This is a genomic window from Thalassomonas actiniarum (assembly GCF_000948975.2).
In the GTDB taxonomy this organism is placed as follows: Bacteria; Pseudomonadota; Gammaproteobacteria; order Enterobacterales; family Alteromonadaceae; genus Thalassomonas; species Thalassomonas actiniarum.
The window spans coordinates 5,082,538-5,100,323 of the sequence record NZ_CP059735.1 but is presented as its reverse complement, the minus strand read 5'-3'; the positions used below and the strand labels follow the sequence as shown (position 1 = coordinate 5,100,323).

At 48.7% G+C, this 17,786-nt stretch carries 11 protein-coding genes; 5 read left to right on the top strand and 6 right to left on the bottom strand.

Annotated elements, in window-relative coordinates; translation table 11 throughout:
* Positions 1 to 205 precede the first annotated feature (205 nt).
* Positions 206 to 2,788, bottom strand: coding sequence for a TonB-dependent receptor plug domain-containing protein (locus SG35_RS22305; protein WP_084692412.1), 2,583 nt, complete (start codon positions 2,786 to 2,788; stop codon positions 206 to 208).
* A 469-nt stretch (positions 2,789 to 3,257) separates the two neighbouring features.
* On the opposite strand from SG35_RS22305, the gene SG35_RS22300 reads away from it, so the two are divergent.
* The gene (locus SG35_RS22300) at positions 3,258 to 5,279 is read left to right on the top strand and encodes a methyl-accepting chemotaxis protein (RefSeq protein ID WP_044830348.1); all 2,022 of its coding nucleotides are present in this window, start codon (positions 3,258 to 3,260) and stop codon (positions 5,277 to 5,279) included.
* 64 nt (positions 5,280 to 5,343) lie between these two features.
* Positions 5,344 to 5,772: a DUF3010 family protein gene (locus SG35_RS22295; protein WP_044830557.1), complete on the top strand. Its 429-nt coding sequence runs from the start codon at positions 5,344 to 5,346 to the stop codon at positions 5,770 to 5,772.
* Between the two features lie 172 nt (positions 5,773 to 5,944).
* Here SG35_RS22295 and SG35_RS22290 read toward each other — a convergent pair whose 3' ends face one another.
* A complete protein-coding gene (locus SG35_RS22290; RefSeq protein WP_044830347.1) occupies positions 5,945 to 8,095 on the bottom strand; it encodes a M3 family metallopeptidase in 2,151 nt (716 codons plus the stop codon).
* Between the two features lie 350 nt (positions 8,096 to 8,445).
* Here SG35_RS22290 and SG35_RS22285 point away from each other — a divergent pair, with 350 nt between their 5' ends.
* The gene (locus SG35_RS22285) at positions 8,446 to 10,242 is read left to right on the top strand and encodes an acyl-CoA dehydrogenase C-terminal domain-containing protein (protein WP_044830346.1); all 1,797 of its coding nucleotides are present in this window, start codon (positions 8,446 to 8,448) and stop codon (positions 10,240 to 10,242) included.
* A 104-nt stretch (positions 10,243 to 10,346) separates the two neighbouring features.
* Here SG35_RS22285 and SG35_RS22280 read toward each other — a convergent pair whose 3' ends face one another.
* From SG35_RS22280 to rpsT, 4 genes are all read right to left on the bottom strand, one after another.
* Entirely contained in the window at positions 10,347 to 10,898 is a 552-nt protein-coding gene (locus tag SG35_RS22280) for a TlpA family protein disulfide reductase (protein WP_084692411.1), read from the bottom strand.
* A 33-nt stretch (positions 10,899 to 10,931) separates the two neighbouring features.
* Positions 10,932 to 12,533 carry a GMC family oxidoreductase gene (locus tag SG35_RS22275; RefSeq protein WP_044830345.1) on the bottom strand — a complete coding sequence of 534 codons (1,602 nt, stop codon included), beginning with the start codon at positions 12,531 to 12,533 and terminating at the stop codon, positions 10,932 to 10,934.
* 190 nt (positions 12,534 to 12,723) lie between these two features.
* Positions 12,724 to 14,388, bottom strand: coding sequence for a dipeptidyl-peptidase 3 family protein (locus SG35_RS22270; protein ID WP_201777737.1), 1,665 nt, complete (start codon positions 14,386 to 14,388; stop codon positions 12,724 to 12,726).
* A gap of 128 nt (positions 14,389 to 14,516) precedes the next feature.
* Positions 14,517 to 14,777 carry a 30S ribosomal protein S20 gene (gene rpsT / locus SG35_RS22265; RefSeq protein WP_044830343.1) on the bottom strand — a complete coding sequence of 87 codons (261 nt, stop codon included), beginning with the start codon at positions 14,775 to 14,777 and terminating at the stop codon, positions 14,517 to 14,519.
* 325 nt (positions 14,778 to 15,102) lie between these two features.
* On the opposite strand from rpsT, the gene murJ reads away from it, so the two are divergent.
* Together murJ and ribF are read left to right on the top strand one after the other, a co-directional pair.
* Complete coding sequence (gene murJ, locus SG35_RS22260) at positions 15,103 to 16,698, top strand: murein biosynthesis integral membrane protein MurJ (protein WP_044830342.1); 1,596 nt, start codon at positions 15,103 to 15,105, stop codon at positions 16,696 to 16,698.
* A gap of 116 nt (positions 16,699 to 16,814) precedes the next feature.
* Positions 16,815 to 17,786, top strand: a complete 972-nt coding sequence (gene ribF / locus SG35_RS22255) for a bifunctional riboflavin kinase/FAD synthetase (RefSeq protein WP_044830341.1) — start codon at positions 16,815 to 16,817, stop codon at positions 17,784 to 17,786.

The window sequence follows — 17,786 nt, the reverse complement described above, 5'->3', positions numbered from 1 at the left end:
GGCAGGCTTTTTCAATATTATCAGGGCTGCAGAAGGGGGATTTTAGAGGAAAAGGTGTTTCTTAATGTTTCAGGGGCAATGAAAGCGGGAGAGCTGTTTGCGTTAGCTGTTAATGTGCCGGCCATTAGCTGTGCTCAGGCTGGGCTGATGGCGGCATATGACTTGTCGGCGCCGGGTTAAAACCGGCGCTTAATTTTTGCTATGGTTAAAAGCTATAACTGACCCGGCCGTAGATAAAGCGGCCGTCGATACCATAAGCAGAGAAGCCCGAATAAGGGAATATCTGGTTAAAGGTAGTGCTGCCGATATTGCTGACGGTATCCTGCGGATATTGGTCAAACAGGTTGTTGGCCCCGACCGCCAGTTGCAAGTCATCGGTGAGCTGATAACTGACATCCAGATCCGTGATCCATTTGGCATCTAAGACCTCATGGTTGTCCGGATCGCTCGAAGCATCGGTAACTTCACCGTAACGGGTGGCGCGCAAGGTGGCGGTTAAGTCATCCATTGTCCAGGTGGCGGCCAGGTTATATTTATCCTTTGGCGTGCCTTTTTCAAAGCGGGCGATTTCCCGGTCGGAAAACAGCACATAATCATCCCCCAGTGAGTTCAACTCTTCGGGGTTCGCTTTAAGGTGAGTGACTTCGGTGTCGTTGAAGTTCAACGCGGCGCTTAAGGCTAATACACCATAGTTATTCAGGTCAAGATCATAGGTGGCGACTATATCTATGCCTTTAGTGGTGGTGTCTATGGCATTGGTAAAGAAGCGGGCGCGCTGGGTGTTGAGCTCACCGGCGGCGACTAAAATGGCTTCGACGGCATCACCGCTGAGGTTTTCCGATAAGACGATGCGGTCATCAATGGTGATGCGGTAGGCATCTACGGTTAAGTTGAAGTTGTCCAGCTGATAGACAAAACCTAAAGTGGCATTGACCGACTCTTCCGCTTCTAACTGCTCAGCGCCCAGTGCCCGGGCTGCACTATGGTCAACCGGGAAAATACCGACTTCATTGGGTACACCGTTTTCAAAAACCGTGGCGACAGATGTATAGCTGGTCTGGGCTAATGACGGGGCTTTAAAACCTGTGCTGATCGCGCCGCGAAATGCCAGGGCATCGCTGACTTCATAGCGGGCGGCGATCTTATGGTTAAAGGATGAACCAAAATCGCTGTAGTCTTCATAGCGGGCGGCGTAGGAAGTATTGAGGTGATCGGAGAGATCGGTATCGAACTCGACAAACAGGGCGACATTATGGCGGCTGCGGTCCACTTCACTCTCTGGCGCGAATCCGGCCAGTACCTGGGCGCCCCCCGGGCCGACCGGATCGCCGTTTTCATCTAACACGGTAATATAAGAGGCTTCTTCACCGGCTTTTATCTGGTAGTTTTCATGACGGTATTCCGCCCCCAGGGCAACAAAAACATCGTTGGGCAGGCCAAAGTCAAAGCTGTTGTTGGCGCTGAAATTAACCAGGGTTTGCTCGTAAACCAGGCTGCCGTTATCAAATTCTGTCGGGCTATCGCTGCCCATGGAGGTATTAAGGCTGTTTTCGACACCGAAACTAAAATCATTCTTGCCGTAATTGCTGCTCAAATCCCAGTCCCAGTCATTGTATTCTCCGCGTACCCCCAGTGCCAGGGAGTGATCTTTCACCTCAGTGGCGATATGGGGCAGGAAACCGTCGGGGTAGATTTCAGTTACGTTGCGGCTGTCGTTGGCGCGTCGGTAAAAACCGCCGGAGAGGCCGTCGCGTTTGCCATACGAGCCGAAAGAATAGAGTTCGGTTTGTTCGCTGAGATACCAGCCAAAGTTATAGAACAGCGCCAGATCGTCAATGTCTGCCTTACCGAATTTGTGGTTGTAACGGTCAAAAGTGAATTCACGCGGATCCAGCTGGTCATTTTCATCCCGGGCATATTGTTCGCGCGGATCAAAACCTGAGCGATCTGTGCCCTGGCGGTTGCGGGTTTCAAAGGCTAAATGGATAAAGCCCTCATTGCCTAAACTGGTGCCCCAGTCGCCGGCAAGGGTGGTAATGCCGCCGTCACTGCGGCTGCGCTCGCCATCTGTGACAGGATCGAGAATGGTTCTTCCGTCTTCATCAAGTGTGGTGCCCATGCCGGTTAATTTCAACGAACCGGCCATTTCGGTTTCATACTGGCCGTAGGTGGCGCTGATGCTGCCGCCTTCCTGGTCTTTTAAAATAATATTGATCACCCCGGCGATAGCGTCTGAGCCATATTGCGCCGCGGCGCCGTCACGCAGGATTTCTATGCTTTTAATTGCCGAGGTCGGGATGGTATTTAAATCCACCGCGGTAGAGCCGCGGCCGACGGTGCCGTTTAAATTAAGCAGTGCCGAGCTGTGGCGGCGTTTGCCGTTAACCAGTACCAGGGTATGATCCGGTGCCAGGCCGCGAAGTACGGCGGGGCGGGCATGGTCGGTGCCGTCGGCGACGGCGGCATGGGGGTAGTTAAAGCTGGGGATCAGGGAACTTAATACCTGGCTGACTTCCAGTTGGCCTGTGGTGGCCATGTCTTCAACATTGATGACATCAATCGGTACCGTGCTTTCAGAAATGGTACGGTCATTACGACGGGTACCGGTGACGATAATGCGTTCGACATCTGCTTCTGCCTGCTCCTGTGCGGCCAGGGCCGAAGTGCTGGTGAAAGCGCCGGCTGCCAAAACTAAGGCAAGGGAGCTGATGGCGGCGTAGCTGGCAGTAGTTGCCTGGTTACCGCCGGCTATGGCCTGGGCCAGACTGTTTTTCTTTTTATAAAACATGTTATTTCCCGGGTGATTTATGAGAGAAAGCTAGAATTATCATAGGATAACGGAAACGTGCAAGCACGTTGGAGGCATATTTCAGCCAGATGTGGAGCTGGCTTTTGCAAAAGCTCAGCAGTGGTACGGCTATTTGTGACTGATTTTTATGTTTGCTGTTGATTTTTAAGCTTAAATTTTCAGACTGTTACCGGTTGAACCTGGTTGCTATGGTCAGGCGTGTTTTTTGTTACGATATGTTTCGTATTGTGTGTTCTATAGTTAATGACGAGCAAATGAGAAACTTTACTCAGGGAGGTGAAGTTTTATCCGGATCAGTCCATCGGCATGCAGGGCTTGATTTTATTCGTTTTAGCTGAATTTTCCCCGTGAATTATTTGCTGAGATAACAATTTTTATCTTGTCAATCAACAGCTAATTTGAATATCATGCGTTAACTGGTCGGACGTTTAAGCAGGCAGACAGTATTATGATCCTCAAAGTGGCCCATAAAGTAATACTTGGTTTTACCTTTATTTTAATTTCTTTGTTAGTTTCCAGCATCAGCTCGATTGGCATGCTAACCGAAATCGGTGACTCCACCCACCAGGTGGATGAGGTTGCGATCCCGGTTTTAGGGCATAGCAATGCCATGCAAATCCAGTTATTAAAACAGGCCAAGTTATCGGCATTAATCGCCACTACCTCCACCACTTTAGAATTAGATCAACTCAAGGCCCGCTTCGAATCACAGGGCAGACAGCTTGCAGAGCAGTACAAACCTTTAACCGGGATGTTATCTGAGGCTAAAAATAAAAAGTTCTTACGGGATTTTAATACTTATTACCAAAGTTATACCGATTCGGTTGCCAAGATGTTTGCCGCCCGTGAAGGAGAGCTTAAGCTCACGATGGATTTGATGAACCAGCAAAGGGTTTTGGATAACCATTTAAATGAAGCCAGTGCCTTGCTGGTGGATTTATCTTATCTGGAAGACGAGGAAAAACAGCAACAGATCGACAGAATTATCGGCGCCGCAGGACAAACGGAAGGTTATACCATCAACCTTACCGAAGCGACCAAGCTTATTATCTCACTGGAAAATGCCGAAGAAGTCACCGAGGCAGAAGAAACCATACAGATTGCGATCGGCAATATAACCCAACAACTGGTTTTTTTGGTTCGTCTTGGCGAAGAATATGATACCGGCGGCTTAATCGAACAGTTTGTCGAGGAGTTCAACAGCTCGAAAGAGAAGCTGGCCGGCGAAAATAACCTGTTTGAACTCAAAGTTCGCCAGCTGGAGCAAATTGCCTTACTTAACCAGGCCCTGCTGCAATCGGAGCAGGAAATCGAGCAGGCGGTCAAGGCGATAGATGAGCTGTTAGCGTCGGTGGATAAAAACCTGAGTCAGTTGCAGCTGGCGGTGTTTGATAATGTCGAGACCGGGCAAAACATCACCCTGTGGATTTTGGTGTTATTGCTTGTGATCGGGGTAGCGATTGCTTTTGCTACGGTGCGCGCCATGATAGGTCCGCTGCGGGGTATTAACCGGGTGCTGTCTTATATTGCCCAGGGGGATTTATCGCGGCAACTTAAGGTACGTTCCGATGATGAATTTGGCGAGTTATCAAAAAATGTTAATCGTGTGGTGGCGGATCTGCGCAAATTGATTGCCGATATCGGTGATAATACCCGGGTCTTAAATACCGCGGCCGAGCAAAGCAGCAAAGAAGTGGAAGATGTTACCCAGAGCTTGCTCAGACAGAAGGAGACTGTGGTGGAAGTCACCTCGGTAACCGATGAGCTGGGGTTAAGCGCCGATGATATCCTGGCAAAAGCCAATAACGCCGAGCAGAAAATGGACAGCGCCCTGCAGCAAAGCGATGAACTTAAAGGCATAGCCAATACCACCAATGAGCATATGGGCACTTTGGTCAATACCCTGGACTTGACCTCGGAGGTTATGCTGGTGCTGCAGCAGGAGTCCACCAATATCAGCAGCATACTGGAGACCATTCGCAGTATTTCCGATCAAACCAATTTACTGGCATTAAATGCCGCAATAGAAGCGGCGCGCGCCGGAGAAGCCGGACGGGGATTTGCCGTGGTTGCCGATGAGGTACGTATGCTGGCCAGCCGCACCCAGGAGTCGGCGGGAGAAATTGATACCATGATCCAGTCGCTGCAAAAGAAAACCGCCAGCGCGGTGGCGGATATTGCCAATGGTAAGGATGAAGCCAACAAGTGCCAGCAGCATACCGACCAGTTGCTTAATACTTTGGTGATGATCACCGAAGCCATCGCCGAAATGCACAGCATGAGCAGCGAAATTGCCCAGTCGGCGACCCTGCAAAACGATCTCAGCAATAATATTAACAGCAGCATCGGTGATGTGGTGGAATACAGCCAGCAAAGCAGCGATAAATCTTCCTCAACCCAGGATTATATCAAGCAGGTGGCGGATCTGGCCGAGAAACTCGATGCCTCGGTGGATGCCTTTAAAGTGTAATAACTTTGCTATTCGCCGGTTGCCCCTTTATACTAGCCGCCGCAAAAATAATGAGGTTTTTTCCATGAAAGTATGTGGTGTTGAATTAAAAGGTAATGATGCAATTGTTTGTATTATGTCATTACAAAACGGGTTATTTGATATTCCGAAAGTCAGGGTGCAAAAGGTCAGTATCGAAGATGCCGCCGATGCCGAGCAAGTGAAAAAATTTCAGTTTACTTTTGCTAAATTAATGGCGGATTATCATGTCGACAAGGTGGTGATCAAAGGCCGCGCCCTCAAAGGAAAGTTTGCCGGTGGTCCTGTGGGCTTTAAACTTGAAGCGGCCATCCAGTTAATTGATGAGCTTGAGGTGGAAATTCTTTCCGGCAGCTTTATCAAGACAGCGTTGCAAAAAAGCCAGATAGATATCGATTTTCGCGATACCGGTTTAAGAAACTACCAGGAAACGGCCTTTTCAGCGGTGTTTGCTTATATGCTGGGCCAGGTTTAATACTAGGTTAAAGACACTTATTTCGGTCATTGAATATTTCAGCATAAATTGACACTAATAAAAAAGCCCTGTTAAACAGGGCTTTTTTGTACATGGAAGTTTTTGCCCTGCGCTTTCCTTTATATAAGCAGGAAGAATAAGAGCAGGGCTGTTTTTAGTCGTTAACCAGTAATTACTTACCGGTTAAACCGCGACGTTCCAGCAACGGCTCAACTTTAGGATCTTGTCCGCGGAAGCGGCGATACATCATGGCCGGATCTTCCTTACCCCCGGTTTCCAGTACATGTTTGCGGTACAGTTCAGCGGTAGTATGGTCGAAGATACCGTTTTCCTTAAAGGCTAACCAGGTATCGGCATCATAGGTATTTGACCACAGGTAGCCGTAATAACCGGATGAATAGCCGCCGGCGAAGATATGAGAGAAATAACCGGTGCGGTAACGCGGCGCTATGGTATCGATCAGGCCGATTTTGCTGATGATATCTTTTTCAAACTTGGCGGCGTCCTGCAACTCGGCGGTTTCCAGGGTGTGCCAGTTCATATCCAGCAGGGCAGCGGCTAAGTATTCAGTGGTGGCAAAGCCCTGGTTAAATTTACCTGCGGCCTGGATTTTCTCTACCAGCTCCATAGGAATAACTTCACCGGTTTGGTAGTGACGGGCAAAGTTTGACAGGACTTCAGGCTCTGTCATCCAGTTTTCCATGACCTGGGAAGGATATTCAACATAATCACGCGGCAGGGCGGTACCGGTTTGCGAGCGGTAATAACCGTCAGAAAGCAGTCCCTGGATCGCATGGCCAAATTCGTGGAACAGGGTAGATGCCTGGTCAAAGGTCAGCAGGGTCGGGTTATCGCCTACCGGGCGCGGGTAATTTAACACGTTATAGATGATTGGCGTCACATCTTCGCCATACATGCGGTATTGCTTGCGGAAGCTGCTCATCCAGGCACCGCCGCGCTTGCTTTCACGGACAAAGTGATCTGTCATAAAAATGCCGACATAGCTGCCGTCTTTATCGTAGACTTCAAAGGTGCGGACATCTTCATGGTATTTAGGCAGGTCACTTCTTTCTTTAAAGGTAACGCCCCAAAGTTTCTCGGCGGTAAAGAATACCCCTTTTAAGGTGGACTCGAGCGAGAAATAAGGCTTAGTTGCTGCGGCGTCCAGATCGTAGCGTGCTTTACGGATCTTCTCGGCATAATACCACCAGTCCCAGGCGGCCAGCTCGAAATTACCGCCTTCGGCATCGATCATTTTTTGCATATCGGCCGCTTCCAGCTTCGCCTGCTTTAATGCGGCGGGCCAGACCTTATCCAGCAGCTTGAAAACATTTTCCGGTGTTTTCGCGGTAGCATTGTCTAACACGAAATTTGCATGGGTTTTATAACCGAGCAATTTGGCTTTTTGATATCTGAGGCTGGCAAGCTCGGAGGCGATTTTTTTATTATCGTATTCATCATCGTTATTGCCGCGCTCGGTATAACCTTTGTAGATGGTTTCCCGTAATTTACGGTTGGTTGAATAGGTTAAAAACGGGTTCTTACTGGGTCTGTGGGTGGTAAATACCCATTTGCCGTCATGGCCTCTTTCTGTCGCGGTAACGGCGGCGGCAGCGATGATATCTTCCGGCAAGCCGTCCAGGTCGGCCTTGTTATCGATAACCATTTCAAAGCTGTTGGTTTCGTGCAGCAGGTTTTCGCCAAATTTTAGCGATAGTTTGCTGAGTTTTTCATTTAACTGACGCAGGGTATTTTTATCTGCTTCATTTAAGTTGGCACCGCCGCGGATAAAGCCTTTATAGGTGGTTTCCAATAAGGTTTTTTGATCGGCTCTGAGGTTTAACTGATCTTTTTGCTGATAAACGGCTTTAACCCGCTGAAAAAGCGCCGGATTAAGGCTGATATCATCGCCTAGAGCCGATAATTTCGGGGAGATTTCCTTGTTGATGGCGCGCATTTCAGCATCGGACATAGAGCCGGTTAAGCCGTAAAAGACATTGCTGACCGTGTTTAAAAAGTCACCGGCTTTTTCCATGGCTTCTACTGTGTTTTCGAAGGTCGGGGCAGCGCTGTTATTGGCGATGGCATTGATTTCATTGCGGCTGAGGGTAATGCCGTGCTCAAAAGCCGGTAAATAATGGCTTTTCTTGATTTTTTCAAAAGGAGGGATGCCGTAGGGTGTAGTAAAGTCACTGAAAAACGGATTGTCCATATTGATATTTTGCTCTGCTGCAAGTGGAGCCTGCACCTGACTGGCGTTGTCTGACTGACAGCCGGCAAGTGCGATAGCCAGGGCTATCGGCGCTAAAACACGAGTTTTCATTAAAATTCCCCGAAATATTATTGTCTTATAAATAACTTAAAATACTTTTTACCTTGTTCACACATAGTTAACAAGACTTGCTTAGGCCCGATTCTATGCCAGTCGCGGCCAAGGTACAAGTAAGCAAAGGGCGGATGCGTTGAAATGCACGCCAGACAAGGTGAAATAAATAAAAGCGCAATATCCGGCGCTGTTATGGAATTGTTTGTTTTAGTGGTAAAAAAATAATCAGCTGCACTTTATGCTTTTCAAATTATGGATAACATGATTTAATCTAGTTAAACAACAAGTCAGACCACTTACCAGTTGGTCGGCACAAAACGTTAAAAGTTAATGGTTGGAGAGATTAAATGCCTGAATATAAAGCGCCTATCCGTGATATTAAGTTTGTTATGCAGGAGTTGTTAGACTGCGAAACCCATTACCAGAATTTAGGCTACCAGGATGCCAGCATTGAAATGATCGATGCTATCCTGGCTGAAGCCAGTAAGTTTACCGAACAGGTGATTGCACCGCTCAACCAAATCGGCGATGAGCAAGGCTGTACCTGGAAAGACGGTGCGGTGACCACGCCGGATGGTTTTAAAGATGCCTATCAGCAGTATGTCGATGGCGGTTGGCCGACTCTGTCTCAGGCAGAAGAGTTCGGCGGTCAGGGGTTGCCCCATTCCCTCAATACCACTATCGGTGAGTTGCTTTCCTCCGCCAACCACAGTTTTGCCATGTACCCGGGGTTAAGCCACGGCGCGCTGGCAACTCTTGAGGCCCACGGCACCGACGAGCAGAAACAAACTTTTATGCCAAACCTGGTAGAAGGACGCTGGACCGGCACCATGTGTTTGACCGAACCTCATTGTGGTACCGACCTGGGCATGTTGCGCACTAAGGCGGAGCCGAATGAGGATGGCAGCTATTCCTTAACCGGTACCAAAATCTTTATTTCTGCCGGCGAGCATGACTTGTCTGAAAATATTATCCATATCGTGATTGCCAGACTGCCCGGCGCCCCTGAAGGCAGCAAAGGTATTTCTTTGTTTGTCGTGCCTAAGCTGGCGATCAATGAAGACGGCAGTGTCGGCGAGAATAACGGAGTCAGCTGTGGTTCTATCGAGCATAAGATGGGGATTAACGCCAATGCCACTTGTGTGATTAACTTCGACGGTGCCAAAGGTTATTTGATCGGTGCCCCGAACCGCGGATTGCACTGCATGTTTACCTTTATGAATGCCGCCCGTTTAGGGGTCGCTAATGAAGGTGTCGCCGCGGCGGAAGCTTCTTTCCAGGGCGCTTTGGCTTATGCCAAAGACAGGTTACAGATGCGCTCCCTTTCTGGCGTGAAAAACCCTGACGGTCCGGCGGATGCCATTATTGTCCATCCGGATGTGCGCCGTATGTTATTGACGCAAAAATCCATTGCCGAAGGCGGACGGGCGTTAAACGGTTATTTATCTCAGCTGGTGGATATTTGCCATGCGGAAAAAGATCCTGAAGTCAGGGCGGTAGCCGAGTCAAAATTGGCGCTGTTAACCCCGATTGCTAAAGCCTTTTTAACGGAAACCGGCCTGGAGTGTACCAGTCACGGCGTACAAGTCTTTGGTGGCCATGGCTTCATCAAGGAATGGGGTATGGAGCAGCTGATGCGCGATACCAAGATCAGCTGTTTGTATGAAGGTACTACCGGGGTACAGGCGTTAGACTTATTGGCGCGCAAAGTATTAGGCACCCAGGGGGAGATCCTGAAACCTTTTGCTCAGGACATCACTGAATTTTGCCAGCGAAATGCTGCTGACGCCGATATGGCAGAGTTTATCAAGCCTGTTATGGCTTACGCCGCCCAGTTGCAGGAAATTACCGGGGCTGTCGGTAAGAAAGCCATGGCCAATGCCGATGAGATCGGCGCGGCATCGGTGGATTATTTGATGTTTTCAGGATATTTCACCCTGGCTTATTTCTGGGGGCAAATGGCGGAAAAAGCCCTGGAAAAACTTAAAGCAAGCGATGATGACAAGGATTTCTACCAGGCGAAGATTAAAACCGCCCGCTTCTATTTCCAACGCATCCTACCGCGTGCACAGGGACACGCCAGCTGCCTGGCCAACGGTGCCGACAGCATGATGGCATTAACTGAAGATGAATTTGCTTTTTAATTTTCGTTAATAATATCGGATGGTTGAAGAAGGGAAGCAGTTGCTTCCCTTTTTTATGCTTGCAGGATAGAGGGTTGGGGTTATTGCCTGACAGTAGCGGAGGATTAGTTTTTAATGATTTCCTCAACCGCCAGTTCAAGCTTGGGATTGGTAATATCTGAGCTGCTGCTGCGATAAATAACTTCCCCCGAGCGCTTGATAAAAAAGGTTGTCGGTGTGCCCCTTACCCCATATAAGCTGGCGACCGCCTCGCCCCGTACCGCGGTGATAAAGTCATATCCCCGGGCATAAATCTCATCTTGTGGCCTGGCACCTTCATCCTCGTTAAAGCTGATAGCAAGGATTTCTATGCCGCTTGTCTGGTATTTCTTTTGCAGTTCGTTCAATTTAGGTTGCAACCTTTTACAATAAGGGCACCAGGTGGCCCAAAAGTGCAGGATAACCGGCTTGTTTTTATATTGTTCAAGGGAGATGGTTTTTCCGTCCTGGGTGGTTAATTGCCATGACGGGGCAAGTTCGCCAGCCTGGACAAAAGTTGCCATGGACAAGGCGAAAATAAGGAAAAGTAGGTTTTTGATCATCTTATGGTTCGGGCTCTGGTTGATTCGTACCCAGATTGACCCGGACCGGGAAAGATAACTTTCACTATTATTCATACCGCCTGCAGTTATTTTTAAGCCAGACAATGATTACGAATAATTATCGAGTATCATATCTGCCGCTTTTGCCGCTATCATCATGGTTGGCGCATTGGTATTGCCGCTGATAATGGTAGGCATAATTGAGGCATCAACAACCCTTAGTCCTTGTAAACCATGGACTCTTAACGAGGCGTCGACTACAGCCAGCTCGTCCTGGCCCATTTTACAGGTACCCACGGGGTGGTATATGGTATTGGCTTTTTGTTGCAAAAAAGTCTTGATATCGTCATCACTTTGGCAGTGGCTGCCGGGAATAAGTTCCTGGCCGTTATTGTCGCTTAAGGGAGGCTGGTCAAGCACTTCGCGGGCAATTTTTACCGCAGCCGTCATTTTCTCGAGATCGTATTTGTTATCGAGCATTTTCAGTTCAATCCTGGGGTGCAGGTAAGCCTTGTTGCCGAATAAACCGACCTTGCCGCGGCTTTTTGGCCTTAACAGGCATACATGCAGGGCAATGCCATAGTTAAAGAGCATCTTGCTGTTGCGGCCGTGATCGTCCATGGCCCCGGGGATAAAATGAAACTGCAGGTCGGGACGGGAGATATTGGGGTGGGATTTGATAAAACCGCCGGATTCACACACCGAAGAAGTCAATAAACCGCTGCGCTTGGTGATAAATTTCCAGCTTTCCTTGATGGCCCACAAGATGGCTCCGGGCCTGAAAGAGAGCAAGTCATAGCGGTTGTGGCGGTTGACCACCAGGACATCGACATGATCTTGCAGGTTTTGTCCGACCCCTTCAAGGGCATGTTTGACTTCGATGTTATGCTGTTTTAGCTCATTTTCGGGCCCTATGCCGGATAACATCAACAGTTGCGGCGAGTTAAAGGCTCCGGCGCTTAAAATGACTTCTTTTGTTGCTCTGAGCTGGTAGCGCCTGCCCTTGGATAAATAGCTGATCCCGGTTACCTGTTTGCCCGATAACTGCAGTTTTTCTACCTGGACATTGGTTAAGACCGTCAGGTTTTTCCGCTTCAGGTGCGGGGTGAGGAAGGCGGTGGCGGCGCTGCAGCGGTAGCCGTTTTTTTGCGTGACCTGGTAATAACCTATGCCTTCCTGGCTTGGGCCGTTAAAGTCGGGGTTGAGGGGAAATCCTGCCTGCTGCGCCGCCAGGATAAAATCATCGTTGACCGGCAGTTTTGAACGTGAATCGGCAACATTGAGCGGCCCGCCGGTGCCGTGATAGTCGTCCTGGCCCCGCTCCTGATGCTGCATGGCTTTAAAATACGGCAGCACATCATCATATCCCCAGCCGCTGTTACCCAGTTCGGCCCAGTGATCGTAATCTTGCTTTTGTCCCCGGATATATAACATGGCGTTGATGGAACTGCTGCCGCCGAGGGTCTTGCCCCTGGGGTTAAAGACCCGGCGCCGGTTTAAGCTGGCTTCGCGGTCGGATTTGTATTGCCAGTTCAGGGAATGATTGGTCATCAGGCCAATAACGCCTATGGGCAGGTGGATACTCCAGTGGTTGTCTTTCGGGCCGGCTTCGAGCACACAAACCTTGTATTTGCCGCAGGCGGATAACCGCTCGGCTAAAACGCATCCGGCAGATCCTGCGCCGACTATGATGAAATCATATGTTTTCACTGTTAATCCCTGAACTGTAGGTGAGGACTATTGGTTACTTTATAAACAATGAACAGTTAAAATCAATGGCTTATTGGCGATATCAGCAAATATTTTTATCCGGCGGGAAAATGTCGAGAGGGCAGGGGGATAGAAAGTCAGCCACCACTAAGGCTTGTAGTGGCTGTTACTAAGGGTTGCTTAGTTTAGCTTAAAGGCCAAGTACTTGTTTTCCTTGGTTGAAAACAATATCAACCGGGATGCTGGCAGCTTCTAAACGGGCCAGATCGCCCGCCAGCACAGGGTTAATAATACCTTGCTCTTTTACCAGCTTATCTACGCCCTGATAATCGCCGTCACCCTGTATGGTGAGGATCAGCTCAGATAAGGAATTGATCGCCGCGGTCATTTTCTCCATATTGACCCGGTATAAACCCTGCTCGTTGCGGTCAAAAGCCCCTTGCTCTTTAAAGTAATTAAAGCGCACCATATTCGCTTTACCGTGGGCGGAGCTGGCGCCAAATCTAACCGAGCGGAAGATGCCCGCCAGGAAGGTGGTGTAGTACTCTTCCAGGGTACCTTCGGTGATCGCCCCATTTTCTAGCAGTTGTCTGACCATATAAAGGCCGAGGATATCGGCTTTGCCTTCTTCTAATGCCGAGGCATGTTCTTTCAGGGCCTGGCGAACCGTACCTTTATCATTAAGGGTATTTTTAATGCCCAGGCCATGGGCAACCTCGTGGAACATGGTATTGGCGAAGAAAGCGGTAAAGGTTACATTGCTGCGTTGTTCGGGTACTATCAGGGTTTCGGCGATAGGGCCCATAATCGCGTCAAATTTGGCGCGCATGGCATTTTTTAACTGCAGGCGTCGGGTGCCTTTCTCCAGCTGCACCTGCTCGTCATTGGGCAGGTTAATGGCGATGGTTTTACCACCGGCATTTGAGTGTCCGGCATAATAAATGACATCATAGGCGTTAAGATCGGCATCCGAGCCCGGCATTTCCTGCTTGTATTTTTTCGAAACAGGTAAACCTTTTTGCAGCGCCGGCAGGTGTGAGGCGAACTTGGCCAGCTTCTCACTCCAGCTTTGATCTTTGATCAAGACATAGGACTCAAAAGCGGCGCGGTAACCGTACATCTGATCTTCATAGGTTTCGATTGGCCCTATCACGACATCGATAGGGTTATTTTTCATATCCATCCAGGCAAAATCGGATGGCTGGTAGTTATCGCTGCGCAGTGCCTCGGCCCTCATACGCAGGTAATTGGCAAATTCTTTATCTTCGGCCAGGGTGGCCGCTTCTTCTAAAATAGCGCCGGCGCGGTTGAGTTCATCGGCATAGGCCTCGGAGTAGCTGATGGCGGTGAGTTGGCCCTTGCTATCACGGCGGATCAAAGAGTACAGGCCTTTTTCGTCCTTTAAACCGGCACTTTCCAGTTCGCTCTTGCTGATATCCTGAGGATAAAATTGTGCGCCCAGGGCTTTTTCCGCGGTATTGGCCATAAAAGGTTTGTCGCCGTTGAGACGATCCCAGGGGCCATAATTGATTTGTGCAAAGCGGCGGGTTTTTTCATCTTCGATGCCGGCAAGGAATGCTTCCTTGTCTTGCCCGTAAGCCTGCTGCCAGAAAAGCCCGTCCATGATTTTAGACGCATCAATCAGCAGAGACAGCATCTTCTTCTGGTTGGCAGATAAGTGGCTGAGATCGGCTTTGAGGGTAACGGTTTTGTAGATATCCAGTTTATTCTGATATTCGGGTAATAAGCTGGCACTTTTTTGTTGTTGTGGGGTGATGTTGTCACTACAGGCGCTTAAAAGGCCTACCGCGGCAACAACCACCGCCGCAACTTTTGAAAATTTCATTTGAATCATCCTGTTAAAAATACCCGGTAGAGACTAGAAAAAAACCGGGGCCAGTGCAAGCCTATCGTGGAGAAAGAGGAATTTTAGGCATAAAAAAACCGGCAGAAGCCGGTTTTTTAAATGGTTTCATAAAAACATTAAAGCGCTTTGATAGCTGCGTTAAGACGACTTTTGCTACGTGCCGCTTTGTTTTTGTGAATAAGACCTTTGCTTGCGTAACGATCAAGGATCGGAGTAGCAGCAGCAAATTCTTTTGTTGCCGTTTCTTTGTCACCGGCTTCGATTGCAGCGATTACTTTTTTAACTAAAGTGCGCATCATAGAGCGACGACTTGCATTGTGTTGACGGCGCTTTTCTGATTGTACCGCGCGTTTCTTAGCGGACTTTGAGTTAGCCAAGGTGAACTCCTAAAATATGAATAAATATAGCCTAAATTTAAGGCGGAGAAATATGCCTTTTTTTTGGTGTTTTGTCAAATCTTTTCACGTATAAAATTACATAAGTCATTTAGCCGCCACTTTCTGTTGACTCGGCAGAAGGGCGTAGCATAATGCATGTTTTTCTAGCCGGCCTTTGACAGTTTCCCATTTTAGCAGAGATAAGGCGGCGATGTTAACCGCAGTTTCTGTTTTGCAGGCAAGTTACCAGGCATTTTCATCATATTTCGCGCTAACTAACCGGCGTTAAATGATTTATTTATAGAATAATAAGATAGGATGAGTTTTGAGTAAAAAATTGATCAAATCCGGACTTATTGTCAGTTTTATGACCTTAATTTCCCGGATATTGGGTTTAGTGCGCGATGTGGTCACGGCGAATATCATGGGCACGGGCGCCAGTGCCGATGTTTTTTTCTTTGCCAATAAAATTCCTAATTTTTTACGCCGTTTATTTGCCGAAGGGGCTTTTGCCCAGGCATTTGTGCCGGTACTGAGCGAATATCAGGCAAAAGATGAACAAGCGGGCACGAACGAAACCCGTAAACTCATTGCCCAGGTCTCGGGGACTTTGGGAGTTTTGGTGACCCTGGTCACCTTGGTTGGGGTAATTGCTTCTCCCCTGGTGGTGATCCTCTTTATGCCCGGCTGGTTCAGTGAATGGCTCAGCGGCGGTGCTGATGCCGGTAAGTTTGATTTGGCCGCTGTTTTATTAAAGATCACTTTTCCCTATTTGTGGTTTGTCAGCCTGACCGCCCTTGCCGGCGCGGTGCTCAATACCCTGGGGAAATTTGCGGTATCCGCCTTTACCCCTGTCCTGCTCAATGTCTGTATCATCACCATGACGATTTTTCTTAGCCCGCATGTGGAGAATGCTGCTTATGCCCTGGCCTGGGGGGTCTTTGCCGGCGGCTTGGTGCAGTTTCTTTTCCAGTTGCCGTTTTTGTACAAGGCCGGGGTTTTGGTAAGACCACAATGGGCCTGGCACTCAACAGGGGTGACTAAAATTCGTAAACTGATCGTGCCGGCTTTGTTCGGGGTTTCTGTGACCCAGATTAATTTGTTGCTTGATACCGTTATTGCCAGCTTTTTAATCACAGGTTCGGTCAGTTGGCTCTATTATGCCGATCGTTTGCTGGAATTTCCGTTGGGCTTATTTGGTATTGGTATCGCCACCGTGATCTTACCCAGCTTATCCGGCTTGCATGCGCGCAAAAACCATGGGGAGTTTAGCGATACTCTGGACTGGTCGATTAAGGTGGTCAGCCTGTTTGGCTGGCCGGCCCTGGCGGGGCTGATGGTGCTGGCGCAACCTATTATCATGATCCTGTTTATGCGCGGGGAGTTTACCCAGGTGGATGTTGAGCAGGTTTCCTTTGCCCTGTTTGCTTATTTGTCGGGTTTGCTCAGCTTTATGTATATCAAGGTGCTGGCCCCCGGGTATTACGCCCGTCAGGATACCAAAACGCCGGTGAAAATCGGCATTATTGCCATGGTGGCCAATATGGCCTTTAACCTGACGCTGGCGCCTTTTTTAGGTTATGTCGGTTTGGCACTGGCCACCACGTTATCGGCGACCCTTAATGCCTTTTTGCTCTATCAGGGATTAAAACGCCAGTCGGTATACCGTTTATCTGTCAGGTCAGGCTTTTTTGTCTTGCGCCTGATGCTGGCAGCCGGTGTGATGGCTGGTGTGGTTTATTATTTATCTCCGGGTTTTGATGCCTGGCTGGCGATGGACTTTTATCAGCAAGTATTAAAACTGCTGTTTTGTATCCTTGCCGGCATGGCCAGTTATTTTATCGCGATTGTTGTTTTTGGCGTACGCTTTAAAGATTTTAAGGTACAGGCTCTGGCGAAATCGTCACCTGGTTGTGAATAAATGCATTAAATGACGTTCATATGCTGATTCTTGTTGCCGACTAATATATAATTCGTCGGTTTTTTATTCTTCTTATACTTTCGGGTATATAACAGGGCTTAAGGTTTCACGGCTAGATGCAGTTAGTTCGGGGGTTACACAATATTCAGCCAGAAGATCATGGTTGCGTATTGACGATAGGTAATTTTGATGGTGTCCACTTGGGGCACCGGCGGGTGATCTGTGCGCTGGTGGAAAAAGCCAGGGCGCTAAATTGTGCATCGGCGGTAATGGTGTTTGAACCCCAGCCGAGAGAGCTTTTCGCGCCACAAACAGCACCGGCCAGGCTCAGCCGTTTAATCGATAAATACCTGTTATTGCAAGAGCTCGGTGTAGAACGTTTGATTTGTGTGAATTTTAACCACAAATTTGCCAGCCTGAGCGCGGAAGATTTTATAGAGCAGTTACTGGTCAAACGGCTGGGCATAAAGCACCTGATTATCGGCGATGATTTTCATTTTGGTAAAAACCGGGCCGGAAATTTTGACATGTTGTGCGGTGCCGGGCGGGAATTCGGTTTTGGTGTTTCCGATACCGCCAGTTATAAACTGGCCGATTGCCGCATCAGCAGCACTGAAATACGTCAGGCGCTGGAGCGGGATGACTTTGCAGAAGCCCGCCGTATGCTGGGACGCCCTTATTCTATTTTCGGCCGCGTTTTTCACGGCGATAAACGCGGGCGCCAGTTAGGTTATCCGACGGCCAATGTCTTGCTTAAACGCCGGGTTTCTCCTGTGTGCGGTGTTTACGTGGTGCAGGTAAAAACGGCTTTTGGCGTTTATTACGGTGTTGCCAATATTGGCTCAAGGCCGACGGTTTCCGGTATAAGACAGCAACTGGAAGTCCATATTTTTGATTTTAACGCTGATTTGTACGGACAAAGCATAGAAGTGGTGATGTTACATAAACTCAGAAATGAGATGAAGTTTGCTTCCCTGAGTGAATTAACCACGCAAATCAGCAAAGATAGTGCGCAGGCGCGTACTTATTTAAACAATTTAGATACTGAATCGGTTAACGGCTACGTTAACACCCATGATAACGGATAA